Raw genomic sequence first — 15,314 nt, 5'->3', positions numbered from 1 at the left:
GTGGCTACCGGCCCGACCGGGAGACGTACCGGCCGGTGGGTTCGCCGACCACCCGGCCGGCGGCGAGCACCTGCCGGCCGCGCAGGAACGTGTCGGTGACGCGGGCGGTCATCTTGAAGCCCTCGAACGGGGTGTACTCCTGCGTCGACTCGGAGTCCTGGGCCCGGACGACCCACGGGGTGCCCTCCTCGACCAGGCAGAGGTCGGCGTCGTAGCCCTCGGCGAGCGCGCCCTTGGCGGTCAGGCCGAACCGTCGCGCCGGGTTCCACGACGTCAACTGCGCGACCCGCTGGTGCGACAGGCCGCGCCGGGCCGCCTCGGTGAGCAGGCCGGGCAGCAGGTATTCGGCACCGCCGAAGCCGGACTTGGCCACGAAGATGTCGTCCCGGGGCTCGCCGAACTTCTGCTCGTCGCGGCAGCAGGCGTGGTCGCTGACCACCCAGTCGATCTCGCCGTCGAGTACGTGTGTCCACAGTGCCTCGACGTCCTCGCGTGGCCGTAGCGGCGGGTTGACCTTGCCGCCGAGCCCGTGTGCGGTGGTGATGTCGGCGACCAGGTGCCCGATGGTGACCTCCCGCCGGAAGTCGATGTGCGGGAACGCCTTCGCCATCCGCAGCGCCGCGTCGACCGCCTTCGCCGACGACAGGTGCAGCAGGTTGATGTTCGGCAGGCCGGTCTCGTGCGCCAGGTAGGCGGCGATCGACACCGCCAGCCCTTCGGAGTGCGGCGGCCGGGAGGCGTGGTAGGCGGCCAGCCCGGACAGCGTGCCCTCCTCCTCGACCATCTTCGTGTAGGCGCTCATGATCTCGGCGGTTTCGCAGTGCAGCGACAGCGAGATCTGGTCGGCGAGGTCGGGGAACCGTTCCCGGACCGCCTGTACGCCCCGCATGACGAACTCGAAGTGCGCGTAGTCGTAGCGCTCGCCCTCGGGGATCATCAGGAACGAGTTCTGGTCGGCGGAGCGGCCGTGCAGGCCGTGGCTGCCGTAGAACATGAAGATCTTGAACGAGGTGACCCCGGACTCGACCAGGTGGGGGAGTTCGGTGATGTGTTCGCGCGACATCGGCGCGAGGTGGAAGGCGTAGTCGACGTACGACCGGCCCTCCGCCGCCCCCAACACCTCGGGAAAGAAGTCGGCGTACGCGCCGCCCCGGTTCAGGTAGTACTGGCCGGTCCGCATGTAGTTCAGCGCGGTCGTCACGCCGCCCTGCGCACTGGCGCGGCTCTCCGACGCGGTGTCCTCCGGCAGCGGGTTGTAGATCCCCCAGTGCTGGTGGGCGTCGACGACGCCGGGGAAGGCGAGTTTGCCGCCGCCGTCCACCACCGACCTCGCGGTGGCGGGATCGATCCCGGGCGCGATCCGCGCGATCCGGCCGTCGACCACGCCGATGTCGGTCAGCTCGGGTTCGGCGCTGTCGTGCCGGACCACCCGTACGTTGCGCAGCAGCAGATCGAACGCCGTCATGGTGTCTCCTCAAGGTCGATGCCCGGGGCCGCCGTGGCGGCCAGGGCCATCAGTACGTCGATTCCGGCCGCCCGGTCGAGCCGGGCGACCTCCGCCTCGATCAGGTCGACGGTGGCGGCCGGCAGCCGGTCGCGTGCGTTGTCCCGGAACTTCGTCGCCAGTTCCGCGTCGGACAGCGGCCGGTCCGGACCGCCCCGGTTGGTCAGCACCTCCTCGACCCATTCCTCGCCGTCGCGGGTGCGGACCCGCAGTACGGCCGGGAACTGGTTCGGGAAGATGGCGTCGCACCGCTCGTCGGGTACCACCTCGACCCGGGCCATCAACGCCCGGCGGCGCGGATCCCGGGCCAGCTCGTCGGTGAAGTCACCGAGCCCGACACCCAGCCCGCCGCCGCCGAGCAGCCCGGCGACGACCGCGTACGGGCCGCTGAACTGCGCCTGGTAGCCGGTCGCCGGCGCCCGCTTGACCTCGATCGGCTGTCCGATCGTGCGGATCACCGCGGTCGGCGCGCCGAGCGTGATCGACTCGATGTCGTCGACGTCCAGACCCCGGGCGCGCAGCGCCGCCGCGGCGTCGATCGCCGCGTGCGTGAAGTGGTTCGCCGGGTACGGCTTGAAGAAGATCCCGGGCACCGACCAGTCGGTGCCGAGCCCGTCGGTGACCGCCGCCGGGTCGTACTCGCCGCGCAGGAACGCCTCGAAGAAGCCGAACCGCCCCTCCAGCACCGTCGGCGGGCCGGTGATCCCGTGCCGGGCCAGCAGCGCGGCGCTCACCGCCGAGTGCGCCGACCATCCGCAGTGGATGCGCTTCACGGTGCCGCCGGTACGGTTCGCCTCGATCAGCCCGGACGCCATCGACGCGGCGACGCCGAGCGAATCCAGGATGCCGTCGGCGGAGAGCCCGAGCAGCCGGCCCGCGGCGACCGCGCCGCCGAGCGCCCCGCAGATCGAGGTGGCGTGCTGCCCGTGCTCGAAGAAGACCGAGTTGCCGGCCTTGAGGTCGTAGCCGGCCATGCCGAGGCGTACGCAGACCTCCAGGCCGACCGCGACCGCCGCGACGGTGTCCCGGCCGGACGCGCCGGCCAGTTCGGCGGCGGCGAGCGCGGCCGGTATCACCGCCGCGCTCGGGTGCAGCACCGACGGCAGGTGGGTGTCGTCGTAGTCCAGCGAGTGCGCGAGCACCCCGTTGCCGAACGCGGCCAGCGGCGCCGGCACCGGTTCGGCCAGCCCGATCACCCGGGCCTGCCCGCGCCCGCCCTGCTCGGCGACGTACGCCAGCGCGGCCCGGCTGGTCGGCAGCGGACCGGCCGCGACGCACAGGCCGAGGATGTCCAGGATCCGCTTGCGGACGCTGTCGACGACCGGCTCGGGCAGCGCGTCGTACCCGGTGCCGGCGGCGAAGTCGGCGACCCTTCGGGCCAGGGTCTCAGCCACGCGAGACCACCGCCAGCGGCCGGACCGGCGAGCCGGTGGCACCGAACAGCGGTAGCGGCGCCATGACGAAGGTGAACTCGTGCACCCCGGCGGCGGCGATCCCGTCGAGGTCCATCGCCTCGATCAGGTAGATGCCGTGCTCGACCAGCAGGATCCGGTGCGCCGGCAGCGCGCTGTGTCCGGCGCCGGGAGCCAGCCGCTCGAAGGCGATCGTGTCGGCACCGGCGGCGTGCACCCGCCGGTCGGCGAGCCACCGGGCGCCGTCCGCGCCGACCCCGGGTACGCCGGAGTCGTGCCCGACGTACCTGGTCCGGTCCGGATCGTCGAAGTGCCGGCCCCAGCCGGTGCGGATCAGCGCCACGTCGCCGGCCCCGACGGGCGTGCCCTGGCGGGCCACCGTCGCGTCGAGGTCGTCGGGGGTGATCTCGTACCCGGCCGGGCTGAACTCCTGCCCGAGCGCGGCCGGTACGTCCAGCAGCACGCCCCGGCGGACCATCGGCGCGATCGTGTGCGCGCCGAGTTCGACGTACCGGCCGCCGGCTCCGGCCGCCGCCGCGTCGGCGCCGCCGTGCAGCCGGCCGTCCTGCGAGACGTGGGCCAGCGCGTCGACGTGCGTGCCGACGTGGGTGCCCATCACGAGCAGGTCGTTGGCCGCGGAACCGCCGTCGGCGCGCACCATGTCGCCGTGCCGGCGGGGCAGGGTGAGCAGGAACGCCGGATGGTTCGGCGACTGCGGCATGCCGAAGAAGAGCCGCCGGCCGAGGTCGTAGACCTCGACCCCGTCCTGGACGGCGGCGAGCAGGCGGTCGGTCGTGGTGGTGTGGCTGGTCGCGGTCACGGTTCCTCGCGTTTCTGTACGTCGCGTCGCCGACGGCTGGATCGCCGCCGCCGCCACGCGACCGGTGGGTCGGCTGTCGCCGCGTCGGGACAGGGGTCCGCGTCGCTAGGCGACGATCTGACGGCTGCGGAGGTCGGCGATCTCGGACGGGTCACACCCGAGCTCGTCGACCAGCAGTGATTCGGTGTCGGCGCCGGGCGCCCGGCCGGTGAACCTGATCCGGCCCGGTGTCCGCGCCATCCGCCACATGACGTTGTGCATCCGCATCGGACCGAGGTCGGGATCGTCCACCGTGGTGATCATCTCGGTGGCCTGGACGTGCGGGTCCTCGACGATGTCCCTGGCGGTGTAGACCGGCGCGACGGCCGCGCCCGCGGTGGCGAAGGCGTCGGCGACCTCGTCGCGGGTTCGCTCGCCGATCCAGGCGCCGACGTACCCGTCGAGTTCGTCGGCGTGCGCGGCCCGCCCGGCGCCGGTGCGGAACCACGGTTCATCGATCACCTCGGGGTGGCCGACCAGGTGCAGCACCCGTTCGGCGATGGTCTGCGCGCTGGTCGAGATGGCGACCCAGGCACCGTCCTTGGTCCGGTAGGTGTTGCGGGGCGCGTTGTTGACCGACCGGTTGCCGTTGCGGGTGCCGACGACGCCGAGCTGGTCGTAGACGGTCGGGCCGGGTCCGACGGCGGTCATGATCGGTTCGAGCAGGTTCATGTCGATGACCTGCCCGGTGCCGGCGGTGTCGCCGTCGACGGGGCGGTCCCGGTGCCACAGCGCCATCATCACCGCCGACGAGGCGGCGATCCCGCAGATGCTGTCCGCCAGCCCGAACGCCGGCAGGGTCGGCGGCCCGTCCGGCGCGCCGGTCAGGTGGGCGAAGCCGCTCATCGCCTCGGCCAGGGTGCCGAATCCGGCCCGGGCGGCGTACGGCCCGGTCTGCCCGAATCCGGTGATCCGCACGATCACCAGGCGCGGGTTCACCTTGTGCAGCTCGGCCGGGCCGATGCCCCAACGCTCCAGCGTGCCCGGCCGGAAGTTCTCCACCAGTACGTCGGCCCGCTCGGCCAGGCGCAGCAGCAGCGCCGCGCCGTCGGGTGCCGAGAGGTTGAGGCCGATCGTCCGCTTGTTGCGGGAGATCTCCTTCCACCACAGTGGATGGCCGTCCTTGGCGCTGCCGTGCCCACGCATGCTGTCGCCGGCCACCGGGTGCTCCACCTTGACCACGTCGGCGCCGAAGTCGCCGAGGATCTGGCAGCAGAGCGGCCCGGCGAGGATCGTCGAGATGTCGAGAACCCGGAGTCCCTCGAGCGGTCCGTCACCCACGGGTACCTCCCACACGGTCAGTCTGTTCGGCTGAGCGAAACGCCATTCCGCTGAACAGAATCATCGTCATCCTAAACACGCTCACGTTCGAAGGACCAGGGGTTGCGGGTCCGAAACCGCCCCGCCACGGGCCCCGGCCTGCCGCGGCGCCGTACGGAAGCCGATCTCGGCCGAGATCTCGGCCGCGGCCTCCGCGACCAGCGCCCCGTGCGCCGCACACGTCCGCGGATCGAACCGGTCCTGCGGCCCGCACAGCGACAACGAACCGAACACCTGCCCGGTCGAATACCGCACCGCGGCCGCCACACTGCCCGCCCCGGACTGCCGCTCACCGAGACTGACCGCGAAACCCTGCTCGCGGATCCGGACGATCTCCTCGCGCAGCCGGGTGACCGAGGTGATCGTCGCCGGCGTCACCCGCTCCAGCCCGTGGTTGTCGAGGTAGTCCTCGATCTCCGCGTCCGGCAGGGCCGCCAGGATCGCCTTCGACGACGAACCCGAGTGCAGCGGATGACTCGTCCCCAGCGACACCGACATCCGCACCTCGTGCGGCGACAGCACCTGGTCGACGTACACCCGCGACCAGCCCTGCCGCATCGACAGCGTCGCCGTCTCCCCGGTGGTCCGGACCAGCCGCACCATGTAACGCCGGGCGATGTCCGGCACGTTCAGCGCCCGCAACGCGGCCAGCCCCACCGCCAGCGCCCCCGGACCGAGCCGGTACTGCTTGGTCTCCTCGTCGAAGCCGAGGAAACCGTCGCCGACCAGCTCCTTGAGGATCCGGTGCGCCACCGCCTTGGGCAGCTCCAGCTCACGCGCGATCGTCGACACGCCCAGCGTCTGCGGCGAACGTTCGGCGATCATGTTGATCACCGCGAGCGCCCGGCCCAGGCCGGAACGGGTACGGCTGTCCTCGCTGTCGATGGCAGTTGAGATGGTCATCGAGATCCTCGCTGTCTGTCCGATGTGTGCCAGGCCGGCAAACCGGAGCCTAGGTGGGTGCCGCCGGTGGAGGGGGCGACGAGGGCGACCGCGGCCGGGGACGTTCCACCGCCACGACCAGGGCCACCGAGGCGAGTACGAACACCCCGGCGAGCGCCTGCCGGCCGGTCAACCGCTCATCGAGCACCATCATCCCCAACCCGACCGCGACGACCGGATTGACGTACGCGTACGTCGCGACGAGCTGCAACGGCGCGTTGCGCAGCAGCCAGGCGTAGACGCTGTACCCGACGACCGTGCCGACCACCAGCAGATAGCCCCACGCCAGCCACGACCGCCCGGTCACCTCGGCCGGCCGCAACCGACCCAGCTCACCGGAGAGCACGGCGACCAGCGCCACCGCCAGTCCACCGACCAGCATCTGCCAGGCGATGCCGACCAGCGGATCCGCCGGCTGCGCCAGCCGCTGCGACAGCCACGAGCCGACCGCCCAGATCCCGCTGCCCAGCAGCACCGTCAGCGTGCCGGCCAGGTGGATCCCGGTGCCCGGCGCGACCAGCAGCACGGACAGCCCGGCCACCCCGCCCAGCACCCCGACCAGCACCAGCGCCGCCGGCCGCTCACCCGAACCGATCCGCAGCCCCAGCACCCACAGCGGCACGGCGGCCACCACCAGCGACGCCAGCCCCGAGTCGATGTACTGCTGGCCGACCGCCAGCAGCGTGCTGCCGGCCCCGATCAGCAGGATCCCGGTCACCGCCACGCCGACGAACTCGGCCCGACCCGGCACCAGCCGCGCCGGGTTCCGCCGCAGCCGGGAGATCAGGAGCAGGACCACCGCGGCGAGCAGGAACCGGCCCGCGGTCATCACCATCGGCGGCAGGCTCTCCAGCGCCACCCGGTTGCCCAGGTAGGTCGAACCCCACAGCGTGTAGATCAGGGCGAGCCCCGTCGCCAACGCCGCGCGTCCCCCGCCCCGGCCACCGCCGACGGCGGTGGCCGGGCCCGGAAGGTACTCAGTCCTGACCATCGACCCGGATCGTCACCGGAGTGTTGCCGCGAACGGCGTTCGAGTACGGGCACAGCAGGTGCGCCGCGGCCACCGCGCGCGCAAGGTCCGCCTGCGGACACGACGGCGCGCTCACCTCCAGCAGCACGGCGATCGCGTACCCGCCGCCGTCGGTGGTGCCCAGCGACACCGAGGCGGTCACCTCGGTCGGCCCCAACGTGATCCGCTCCCGCCGGCCGACCGCCGCGAGCGCGCTGTCGAAGCAGGCCGCGTAGCCGGCGGCGAACAACTCCTCCGGATCGGTGCCCGGGGCATCCGGACCACGCTCCGCCGGCCGGGTCAGCGTCGCCCGGAACGAGCCGGTGAGCGACTCCGCCCGCCCGCCCCGACCACCGGAGACCCGCACCGACGCGGTGTAGACCGTGTCCCGCGGTGCCGCCGTCGCCGCCCCGGCCGGAATCTCCGTGGTCACGGCGTCACCTCGCTGCGCTCGGCACCGCCGTGCTCAGACCTGTGCCTGATGGTTCGCTTGCTGCGCTCGCTCACGGCGTCACCTCGCTGCGCTCGGCACCGCCGTGCTCAGACCTGTGCCTGATGGTTCGCTCGCTCACGGTGCCACCACGCCGAGGACCTGGGCGGCGACCGCGTCGGCGAACGCCTCCGGCTGCTCGTCGGCGACGAAGTCCGTACCGCCGGGGATCGTGACCAGCGGCGCGTGCGGCAGCGCCGCCGTCACGACCGGCGTCATCCGGTCCACCAGGTCGTCGCCGCCGTGCAGCAACACCGTCGGGATCGCCGCCAACGCGTCCGTGTCCATCCGGTGCGCGAAGACCGCCCGGTACGCGGTCGCGTAGTCCGGACCGGTCATCAGGTACTCCGCCACCTGCCGGTCCGCCTCCGCCGGGGTCAGCCGCGGGTACAGCCCGTAGACCCGGTCCCAGATCACCCGCAGGTGGCTGCCGTCGCGGTCCGGCACGTACCCCGGCGCGTACGACTCCACCTTGGACTTCCGCTCGGTCTCGTCGTACAGCGGCAGGCCCTGGAGGATCAGCCGGTGCACCCGGCCGGGTGCCAGCAGCGCCGCCTGCGCCCCGATGACCGCCCCGGTGTGCTGCCCGAGCAGATGCACCGCGGTCAGGCCCAGGGCGTCGGCGATCTGCCACACCGCGTCGGCGTACTCCGGGATCGACCACGGTCGCGGCGGCGGATCCGACATCCCGAACCCGGGGGTGTCGACGGCGACCGTCCGTACCCCGCGCTCGGCCAGCGGTTCCAGCACCGCGTCGTACGTCGCCGACGACAGCGGCGACTGGTGCAGCACCAGCAGCACCGGCTGGTCCGGCGTGCCGCCGTGCCGGTAGTGCACCTGCCCCCACGGCAGGTCCACGTATCCCCGACGACCGTTCCCCCTGATCCGGCTCACGCCCCGGCCGCTCACGCCCCGCCTCCCATCGCCGCCATGACCTCGATCACGTGCCTGATGCCGTCCCGGTAGTCGTCGAGCCGGATCTGTTCGTTCGGACCGTCCACACCGGAATCCGCGCGGGACACCCCCACGCCGACGATCGGCCGACCGGCCACCACCCCCTGGTTGCCGATCCACTGCGTGTACGGCTCGACCACCGGCTCGGTGCCGTACACCCGGCGGGCCGCGTCGGCGACCAGGGTGACGAACGGGTCGCGGTGGTCGGTCAGGTTCGGTCGGCTGGTCGCCATCACCTCGACGTCGACGTCGGAGAAGCCGCTGTCGGCCAGGTGCTTGCGTATCGCGTCCAGCACCCGTCCCGGATCCTGGCCGGCGATCAGCCGGATCTCGACCTTGGCCCGGGCCAGCGACGGGATGCCCAGCGTCACGTCGTCGCGCATGTCGCCGCCCTCGAACCCGGCCACCGTCAGCGTCGGCACGGTGCGGATCGCCACCGCCGCCTGCCGGTCGTCGAGCCCGCCGAGGAAGCCGGTCACCCCGGCCCGGCCCCGCAGGAAGTCACCGTCGAACGCGACCTCCGCCAGCAGGTCACGTTCGGCGTCGGTCACCGGCCGCGCCCCGTCGGCGAAACCGGGTACGAGTACCGTTCCGTCCGGGCGCTGCAACGCCGCCAGCGCGGCCGCCAGCCGTGTCGTGGCCGACGCCAGCAGGATCGTGTTCTGGCTGGTCAGGTCGCGCGGCAGGGTACGCACCGACAGCCGCAGGTAGAGCACGCCCTTCTCGCTGAGCTTCAGCAGCGGCCGGCCGTCCGCGTCGATCCAGGAGTTCTCCCACAGGGTGCCGTCGCTGGTCAGCCGGTCGGCGTGCGCCTCGACGAACGAGCCGAGGCCGGGGGAGTGCAGCCACTGCTTGCCCTCGATCAGGTAGCGGCTGGTCACCGGTGGCGTCAGTCCGGCCAGCCGCCATGCCGCGGCGGCGTGGATCCGGGACATCAGCGCACCCTTGTCGTCGGCGACGCCGCGGGCGTAGAGCTTCCCGTCGTGGATCTCCGCCGCGTACGGCGGGCTGATCCAGTCGGCGTCGTCGCCGGCCGGCTCGACCTCCACGTCGTAGTGGTTGAAGTGCAGCAGCGACCGCTGTCCGCCGGCGATCTCGCCGAGGACGTACGGGTGTGAGTCGGACCACGGCACGATGTCGGCGGTGCCGCCCCAGCGGCGTACCGATCCGGCGATGAACTCGGCGGCGGCCGCCATCTGCTCCGGCTCCTGCCGCCGGCTGCGGATCCGGCACAACTGTTGCAGCTCGTCGACGAAGGTGTCGAAGTGCGCGTCGACCGCGTCGAGGACCGCCCTGGTGTCCGGCGATGACATGGTTGCTCCTTCGCAGGGGTGTGGTCAGTGGATGGTGACGCCGCCGTCGACGAAGACCGTCTGGCCGGTCGTCATGGCCGCGGCGTCACTGAGCAGGAACGCGACGGCGTTCGCGACGTCCTGCTCGCCGGCCATCCGACCGAGCGGGATGGTGGCCAGCTTGGCCGTCAGATAGTCCGGATCGTCACGTAGGTCGCTGGTCATGTCGGTGGGGACGATGGTGGGGCCGACCGCGTTGACCCGGATCCGGTCGGGTGCCCATTCCAGCGCCAGCACCCGGGCCATGTGCATGACCCCGGCCTTGCTGACGCAGTAGCCGAGCGTGTCGAGCACCGCGATGTGTCCGTTGGTCGAGCCGATGTTGACCACCGACCCGCCGCCGGCACACAGGGCCGGGTACGCGGCCCGGCACATCCGGAACGTGCCGGTCAGGTTGACGTCGAGGACGTCGGTGAAGTCCTGCTCCGACATCGTGGCGGCCGGCCCACGGCGGACCACGCCGGCGTTGTTGACCAGCAGGTCGAGCCGCCCGTGCCGGTCGAGTACGGCGGCCACCAGGTCGGCGCACGAGGCGGCCGACCGGACGTCGACGACGTGCCGGCTGTGCGGGCCGGGCAACTCGTCGGCGGGCCACCCGGTCGGGTCGAGCACGTCGGCCCGGGCAACAGTCGCGCCGCGCTCGGCCAGCGTCGCCGCGATCCGCGCCCCGATGCCCCGGGCCGCGCCGGTGACCAGCGCGACCCGCCCGTCGAAGCGGTTGGGATCCCCGCCGGGCTGAGCGCCGGGCCGGGCCGGTGCGGTGCCGGCCCCGGCCGGCCCGACGCCGCTCATGCCCCGATCACCTTCGTGTCCTCGGCCCAGAACGCGACCTTGCGCTGGACCAGCCGGATCACGAAGTGCGCCAGCAGACCCATCACCGACAGCACGACCAGCACCGCGAACATCCCGGCGATGTCGAAGTTGTAGTTGGTCTGCAGGAGCAGGTAGCCCAGCCCCTCCTTGGCACCGATGAACTCACCGACGACCGCGCCGAGGATCGCGAAGACGATGCCGATGTCGAGCCCGGCGAAGATGAACGGCAGGGCGCTGGGCAGCCGGACCATCCGGAAGATCTGCATCTTGTTGGCACCGAAGACGGTCAGCATCTGGATCTTGTCGGCGTCGGCGGCCCGCAGTCCCTCGATCACGTTGACCAGCATCGGGAAGAACGAGATCACCGCGGCCATCACGATCTTGCTGGTCAGGCCGAAGCCGAACCAGACCACGAACAGCGGCGCCAGCGCGACCTTCGGCACCGTCTGGAAGGCCACGATGTACGGCATCAGGGTGGCCTCGACGATCTTGATCTGGGAGATGAACGTGCCCAGCAGGACCGCGGCACCCACCCCGATGGCGAAACCGACCAGCGCCTCCTGGGTGGTCACCCACAGGTGCCCCCAGAACAGGTCGTTGGTGAGCTGCAACCACAGCGCGTCGACGATCTGCGTCGGGCGCGGCAGCACGTACTCGTCGACGCCGAACACCTGGACGCCGTACTCCCAGAGCAGGACGACCACGACGAAGACCGTCGGGACGAGCCAGAGCTGCGGGCGTTCCCGCAGGTCGAGCCGCCGGGTCCTGGCCGGCTCCGGCGCGGGCGGCACGGGCCCGGTACGCGGGCGGTCCGGTGCCTTCACAGGATTCGTTGTTGCCATGACGACACCCCGTCAGTCGATAACGCCGGCGGCGTTGAAGTGGCGGCGGATGCGTTCCACGTAGACCCCGGCGCGGTCCGAGGACATCACGCCGAGTTCCCGTGGCCGCTCCAGGTCGATGGAGATGATCTCGGCGATCCGGCCGGGACGCGGGCTGAGCACGACGACCCGGTCGGAGAGGAAGACCGCCTCCGGGATCGAGTGGGTGACCAGCACCGCCGTCTGCCCGCTCTCCCGCCAGATCCGCAACAGCTCCACGTTCATGTACTCGCGGGTCATCGCGTCCAGGGCGCCGAACGGCTCGTCCATCAGCAGTACGGCGGGGTCGTGCACCAGGGCCCGGCAGATCCCGGCCCGCTGCTGCATGCCGCCGCTCAGTTCGTGCGGGTACTTCCGCTCGAACCCGTCCAGGCCCACCATCTCCAGCAGTTCCTGGGCCCGCTTGCGGTGCCGGGCCGGGTCGAGCTTCTGCACCTCGGCCGGCACCATCACGTTGTCGAAGATGGTCCGCCAGGGCAGCAGGGTCGGTGCCTGGAAGACCATCCCGACCTGGGGCAGCGGCTTGGTCACCTCCTGCCCGGCGATCCGGACCGTGCCCTGGGACTTCGGGCTCAGCCCGGCCAGGATCTTCAGCAGGGTGGTCTTGCCGCACCCGGAGGGCCCGACGACCGAGATGAACTCGCCGCGCCGTACGGTGAAACTGACGTCGCTCAGCGCGAGAGTCGGTTCGGACTTGCGGGGCTGATACAGCTTGTGCAGGCCGTCGACCTCGATCCAGGAGCTTTCGTCGACCGTGGCGGGCGTCGGCAACTGGCGGGTCGCAGTTCGGTAGGCCATCGGGTTTCCCTCCGGGTGTCGGTCGGCTAGTTCGCGGTGTAGCTGCCGGCCTGCTGCAGCACCGCGGCCTTGTCGAACTCGTTGGCGCCGCTGAGCAGGCTCGGATCCCACACCTCGCCCAGGTCGACGTCACCGGTGATCTGACCGGCCTCCTTGGTGTAGGCCATGGTCTTGTTCCACTCCTGGTCGCTGATCGCGCCCCAGTCCGGGAACTCCTCCGGCGTACCGGTCGCCGGGGTGGCCGTCTTCAGCCACGCCACGAGGCTCTTGGTGTCGGCCTCTATCCGCGACTCGACCGACTGCCCGCCGAGGATCTGCGGGAACACCTTGTAGCCGATCCGCATCGCCGCCTCGGGGTTCTTCGCCGAGAAGAGCATCGCCTTGTACGAGGCCCGCAGGAACCGGGTGTTGGCGTCGCTGTTCTCGTCGAACGAGCGCGCGCTGACCGCCCACGACAGCGACCGGATGCCGGTCAGCGAGTCGGGGTTGGTCAGGTACTTCAGCTGGGTCCCGGTGCTCTCCATGACCGCGTACGCCTGCGTGTAGAGCGCCAGCGCGTCGACCTGGCCGCCGCTGAGCGCCGTCGCGGCCGGCGCGCCGACCCCGACCGGGAGCAGTTCGACGTCCTTCTCCGGGTCCAGGCCGGCCGCCCGGACGTACGCCCGCGCGTACGGCGCGGAGCCGGACGCCAGGCTGATCACGCCGATCTTCTTGCCGCGCAGGTCGGCGCCGCTGGCGATCGGGCTGTCCGGCTTGACCGCCATCACCCAGGGCCAGTTCTGCACCAGCCCGCCGACCGCCTTGACCGGTACGTTCTTCTCGACCGCGCCGAGGACCGAGCCGCTGTCGGCGGCGGTGACGCTGGCGCTGCCGGACGCGACCGCCTGCAGCGCGGCCACCGAGCCGTCGGTGTTGATCGTCTCCACCGTCAGGTTCTCCTCGGCGTAGTAGCCGAGTTCCTGGGCGACCGCGTACGCGGCCACCTCCTCCTTCGGTCCGATCACCGCGGAGGCGATGGCGAAGGTCAGCTTGGCCGGGCTTCCGTCGGCGCCGCCGGTGCCGGAGTCGCCGCTGTTGCAGCCGGTCAGTACGAGGGTGGCGGCGAGGGCCCCCACGAACACCCGTATTCCATGTCTCATCTCGAAATACCTCGTCACGAGTCGGGATCGGCGGTGGCCGGTCGTTCGACGGCCAGGTCGTTGTAGACGTGCTGTTCGGTGATCAGCCCGTCCTGGAGGAGGAACACGTCCGCGTAGCGGATGCGGTCGAAGGGCTCCCCGTCGTTGCCCTCCCCGTAGAGCGTCCCGAGCGAGGTGACACAGATCCGGTCGCCCTCGGTCCCGACCAGGTACCGGTCGCGGTGCTTGCGCACCCAGCGGTACCGTCCGGTCGCGGCGGCGGCCATCTCGGTCAGCGAACCGAAGACCCGGCCGCCCGGAAAGACGATCAGCGCACCGGGGGCGAGCAGCCGCCCGGCCTCGGTCAGCTCGCGGTCCTCGCAGAGCTGTAGATAGCGGTCGATCAGGCCGGCCGGGTCCTCGGTGCCCATCAGCGGGCGCGGCTGTCGATCGCGGCTTCCCACTGGTTGCGCAGCGGGTGCTCGGCCGGCCCGTCCTCGGTGAGGATGCGGATCAGCCGGGCCTGCAACCCGTCGCGGTCGGCGTCGAACGCCACCCGCTCGGCGCCGGTCGGCGCGAACCCGTCGACGGCGTCGGCGTCGAGATGGCCGGCGCGCACCAGCAGCGTCTCCAGCGCCCGCACCCGCTGGCGGGTGACGTGCAGGTCGGTGGCGAGCTGGAGGACCAGGTCGAACAGCTTGCTGGTCTTCGGGTCGCCCAGGTAGTCGAACTCGGTGCTCATCATGCCTCCGGCTTCGTGGCGGAAAGGACCGCCCAGGGGAAGTGCCACTCGACCCGGTCGCCCCAGCCCTCCGGCCGTACGCCGTGGGTGCGCTCGTCGAAGGGGGTCCAGGAGGCGTCGGTGAGACCGGCCTGCGCGCAGATCTCCAGCAGGTCGCTGCCGAACAGCGCGTGGAAGAAGGGTTCGTTGTTGCGTTCGGCGTGCTCGTACACCGTCGCGTCGCGCAGCGGGTCGCCGGTGAGCTGGAACTCCAGGAACCGCAGGGCGCCGCCGGGCTTGAGCAGGCGGGCCGCCTCGACGATGGTTTCCCGGATCGCCTCGGCCGGCATCTCGTGCAGGACCATCGTCCCGGTCACCACGTCGCAGCTGCCCGCCTCGATGCCGGTGGCGCGGCCGTCGGCCTGCCGGAAGTCGATCGCCAGGCCGGCTGCCTCGGCCTCGGCGTGCGCCAGCCGCAGCCCGGGGGCGGCGAAGTCGACGCCGATCACCTCCGCGCCCGGGTACTTGCCGACCAGCGGGCGGGTGCTCTTGCCGAATCCGCAGCCGATGTCGACGACCCGGGTCGCGCCGGGTACGTCCGGCAGCGCCGTGTCGGTGAACAAGGTGTGGAACTTGTAGCCGTCGTTGTCGCGCAGCATCACGATCCGGGCGCCGAACTCGTACACGTACGCCGACAGGTCGTCCGAGAAGAATCCGCCGGGCTGGATGTGGATGTCGTAGTCGGTGTACCAGGACGGCAGGTCCAGGCCGGCGTCGAGCGCCAGGTTGCCCTTCGGTCGCTCCGGTCGGGTGAGCTGGTCGACCAGCTCGTCGGCGCGGCGCAGGACCGCGTCGCCAGCCAGCTTCCACAGCATCTTCTGCTGCACCCGCTCCAGATGGCTGAACCACGGATAGAGCGGCAGGTCGCGCAGCCGGGTCCCGGCGTCGCCGATGGTGGCCGCCGGCTCGCCGGTGGCGCGGTACTCCTGCGTGAGCGCCGGGTAGACGGTGTCGGCCCAGCGCTTGCGCAGATTCAGTACGAAGTCGACGGCGGAACGCTCGTCCAGGGTGAGCCGTTCCTCGATATCGAACATGTCGGGTCTCCTGTCTGGTCGGTCGGTCTGGTCATCTCGGTCGGGGC

The 15,314-nt window shown here is 71.7% G+C and carries 16 protein-coding genes; all 16 read right to left on the bottom strand.

Annotated elements, in window-relative coordinates; genetic code table 11:
- Positions 1 to 4: 4 nt before the first annotated feature.
- Positions 5 to 1,465, bottom strand: coding sequence for a dihydroorotase family protein (locus AB0I42_RS19790; RefSeq protein WP_357538990.1), 1,461 nt, complete (start codon positions 1,463 to 1,465; stop codon positions 5 to 7).
- A complete protein-coding gene (locus AB0I42_RS19785) occupies positions 1,462 to 2,898 on the bottom strand; it encodes an MmgE/PrpD family protein (RefSeq protein ID WP_357538989.1) in 1,437 nt (478 codons plus the stop codon). The genes AB0I42_RS19790 and AB0I42_RS19785 overlap by 4 nt, the downstream gene beginning before the upstream one ends.
- Positions 2,891 to 3,736, bottom strand: a complete 846-nt coding sequence (locus AB0I42_RS19780; RefSeq protein ID WP_357538988.1) for a cyclase family protein — start codon at positions 3,734 to 3,736, stop codon at positions 2,891 to 2,893. The genes AB0I42_RS19785 and AB0I42_RS19780 overlap by 8 nt, the downstream gene beginning before the upstream one ends.
- A gap of 105 nt (positions 3,737 to 3,841) precedes the next feature.
- Positions 3,842 to 5,056: a CoA transferase gene (locus AB0I42_RS19775; protein ID WP_357538987.1), complete on the bottom strand. Its 1,215-nt coding sequence runs from the start codon at positions 5,054 to 5,056 to the stop codon at positions 3,842 to 3,844.
- Positions 5,057 to 5,137: 81 nt separating this feature from the next.
- Entirely contained in the window at positions 5,138 to 5,998 is an 861-nt protein-coding gene (locus AB0I42_RS19770) for an IclR family transcriptional regulator (protein ID WP_357538986.1), read from the bottom strand.
- 49 nt (positions 5,999 to 6,047) lie between these two features.
- The gene (locus AB0I42_RS19765; RefSeq protein ID WP_357538985.1) at positions 6,048 to 7,028 is read right to left on the bottom strand and encodes an EamA family transporter; all 981 of its coding nucleotides are present in this window, start codon (positions 7,026 to 7,028) and stop codon (positions 6,048 to 6,050) included.
- The gene (locus AB0I42_RS19760; protein WP_357538984.1) at positions 7,015 to 7,479 is read right to left on the bottom strand and encodes an Ohr family peroxiredoxin; all 465 of its coding nucleotides are present in this window, start codon (positions 7,477 to 7,479) and stop codon (positions 7,015 to 7,017) included. Before AB0I42_RS19760 ends, AB0I42_RS19765 begins: the two co-directional genes overlap by 14 nt.
- Positions 7,480 to 7,614: 135 nt before the next feature.
- Entirely contained in the window at positions 7,615 to 8,445 is an 831-nt protein-coding gene (locus AB0I42_RS19755) for an alpha/beta fold hydrolase (RefSeq protein WP_357538983.1), read from the bottom strand.
- Positions 8,442 to 9,803 carry a M20/M25/M40 family metallo-hydrolase gene (locus AB0I42_RS19750; RefSeq protein ID WP_357538982.1) on the bottom strand — a complete coding sequence of 454 codons (1,362 nt, stop codon included), beginning with the start codon at positions 9,801 to 9,803 and terminating at the stop codon, positions 8,442 to 8,444. The genes AB0I42_RS19755 and AB0I42_RS19750 overlap by 4 nt, the downstream gene beginning before the upstream one ends.
- A gap of 24 nt (positions 9,804 to 9,827) precedes the next feature.
- Positions 9,828 to 10,634 carry an SDR family oxidoreductase gene (locus tag AB0I42_RS19745; RefSeq protein ID WP_357538981.1) on the bottom strand — a complete coding sequence of 269 codons (807 nt, stop codon included), beginning with the start codon at positions 10,632 to 10,634 and terminating at the stop codon, positions 9,828 to 9,830.
- The gene (locus AB0I42_RS19740; protein ID WP_357538980.1) at positions 10,631 to 11,497 is read right to left on the bottom strand and encodes an ABC transporter permease; all 867 of its coding nucleotides are present in this window, start codon (positions 11,495 to 11,497) and stop codon (positions 10,631 to 10,633) included. Before AB0I42_RS19740 ends, AB0I42_RS19745 begins: the two co-directional genes overlap by 4 nt.
- A gap of 12 nt (positions 11,498 to 11,509) precedes the next feature.
- The gene (locus AB0I42_RS19735) at positions 11,510 to 12,334 is read right to left on the bottom strand and encodes an ABC transporter ATP-binding protein (protein ID WP_357538979.1); all 825 of its coding nucleotides are present in this window, start codon (positions 12,332 to 12,334) and stop codon (positions 11,510 to 11,512) included.
- Between the two features lie 26 nt (positions 12,335 to 12,360).
- Positions 12,361 to 13,473: an ABC transporter substrate-binding protein gene (locus AB0I42_RS19730; protein ID WP_357538978.1), complete on the bottom strand. Its 1,113-nt coding sequence runs from the start codon at positions 13,471 to 13,473 to the stop codon at positions 12,361 to 12,363.
- A gap of 14 nt (positions 13,474 to 13,487) precedes the next feature.
- On the bottom strand, positions 13,488 to 13,883 hold the full coding sequence (locus tag AB0I42_RS19725; RefSeq protein WP_212817729.1) for a nuclear transport factor 2 family protein: 396 nt from the start codon (positions 13,881 to 13,883) through the stop codon (positions 13,488 to 13,490).
- Positions 13,883 to 14,194, bottom strand: coding sequence for a hypothetical protein (locus AB0I42_RS19720; protein ID WP_357538977.1), 312 nt, complete (start codon positions 14,192 to 14,194; stop codon positions 13,883 to 13,885). Before AB0I42_RS19720 ends, AB0I42_RS19725 begins: the two co-directional genes overlap by 1 nt.
- A complete protein-coding gene (locus AB0I42_RS19715) occupies positions 14,194 to 15,267 on the bottom strand; it encodes a class I SAM-dependent methyltransferase (protein WP_357538976.1) in 1,074 nt (357 codons plus the stop codon). The genes AB0I42_RS19720 and AB0I42_RS19715 overlap by 1 nt, the downstream gene beginning before the upstream one ends.
- Positions 15,268 to 15,314 lie beyond the last annotated feature (47 nt).

This window comes from Polymorphospora sp. NPDC050346, from assembly GCF_040655695.1.
GTDB lineage: Bacteria > Actinomycetota > Actinomycetes > Mycobacteriales > Micromonosporaceae > Polymorphospora > Polymorphospora lycopeni.
This window is presented reverse-complemented; position numbering and strand designations above follow the sequence as displayed.

What these genes read in the sequence shown, in the direction of transcription:
- AB0I42_RS19720 (WP_357538977.1), bottom strand. Translation starts at nt 14,194, where the DNA reads ATGAGCACCGAGTTCGACTACCTGGGCGACCCGAAGACCAGCAAGCTG.
- AB0I42_RS19750 (WP_357538982.1), bottom strand. Translation starts at nt 9,803, where the DNA reads ATGTCATCGCCGGACACCAGGGCGGTCCTCGACGCGGTCGACGCGCAC.
- AB0I42_RS19725 (WP_212817729.1), bottom strand. Translation starts at nt 13,883, where the DNA reads ATGGGCACCGAGGACCCGGCCGGCCTGATCGACCGCTATCTACAGCTC.
- AB0I42_RS19745 (WP_357538981.1), bottom strand. Translation starts at nt 10,634, where the DNA reads ATGAGCGGCGTCGGGCCGGCCGGGGCCGGCACCGCACCGGCCCGGCCC.
- AB0I42_RS19765 (WP_357538985.1), bottom strand. Translation starts at nt 7,028, where the DNA reads ATGGTCAGGACTGAGTACCTTCCGGGCCCGGCCACCGCCGTCGGCGGT.
- AB0I42_RS19735 (WP_357538979.1), bottom strand. Translation starts at nt 12,334, where the DNA reads ATGGCCTACCGAACTGCGACCCGCCAGTTGCCGACGCCCGCCACGGTC.
- AB0I42_RS19770 (WP_357538986.1), bottom strand. Translation starts at nt 5,998, where the DNA reads ATGACCATCTCAACTGCCATCGACAGCGAGGACAGCCGTACCCGTTCC.
- AB0I42_RS19740 (WP_357538980.1), bottom strand. Translation starts at nt 11,497, where the DNA reads ATGGCAACAACGAATCCTGTGAAGGCACCGGACCGCCCGCGTACCGGG.
- AB0I42_RS19730 (WP_357538978.1), bottom strand. Translation starts at nt 13,473, where the DNA reads ATGAGACATGGAATACGGGTGTTCGTGGGGGCCCTCGCCGCCACCCTC.
- AB0I42_RS19790 (WP_357538990.1), bottom strand. Translation starts at nt 1,465, where the DNA reads ATGACGGCGTTCGATCTGCTGCTGCGCAACGTACGGGTGGTCCGGCAC.
- AB0I42_RS19715 (WP_357538976.1), bottom strand. Translation starts at nt 15,267, where the DNA reads ATGTTCGATATCGAGGAACGGCTCACCCTGGACGAGCGTTCCGCCGTC.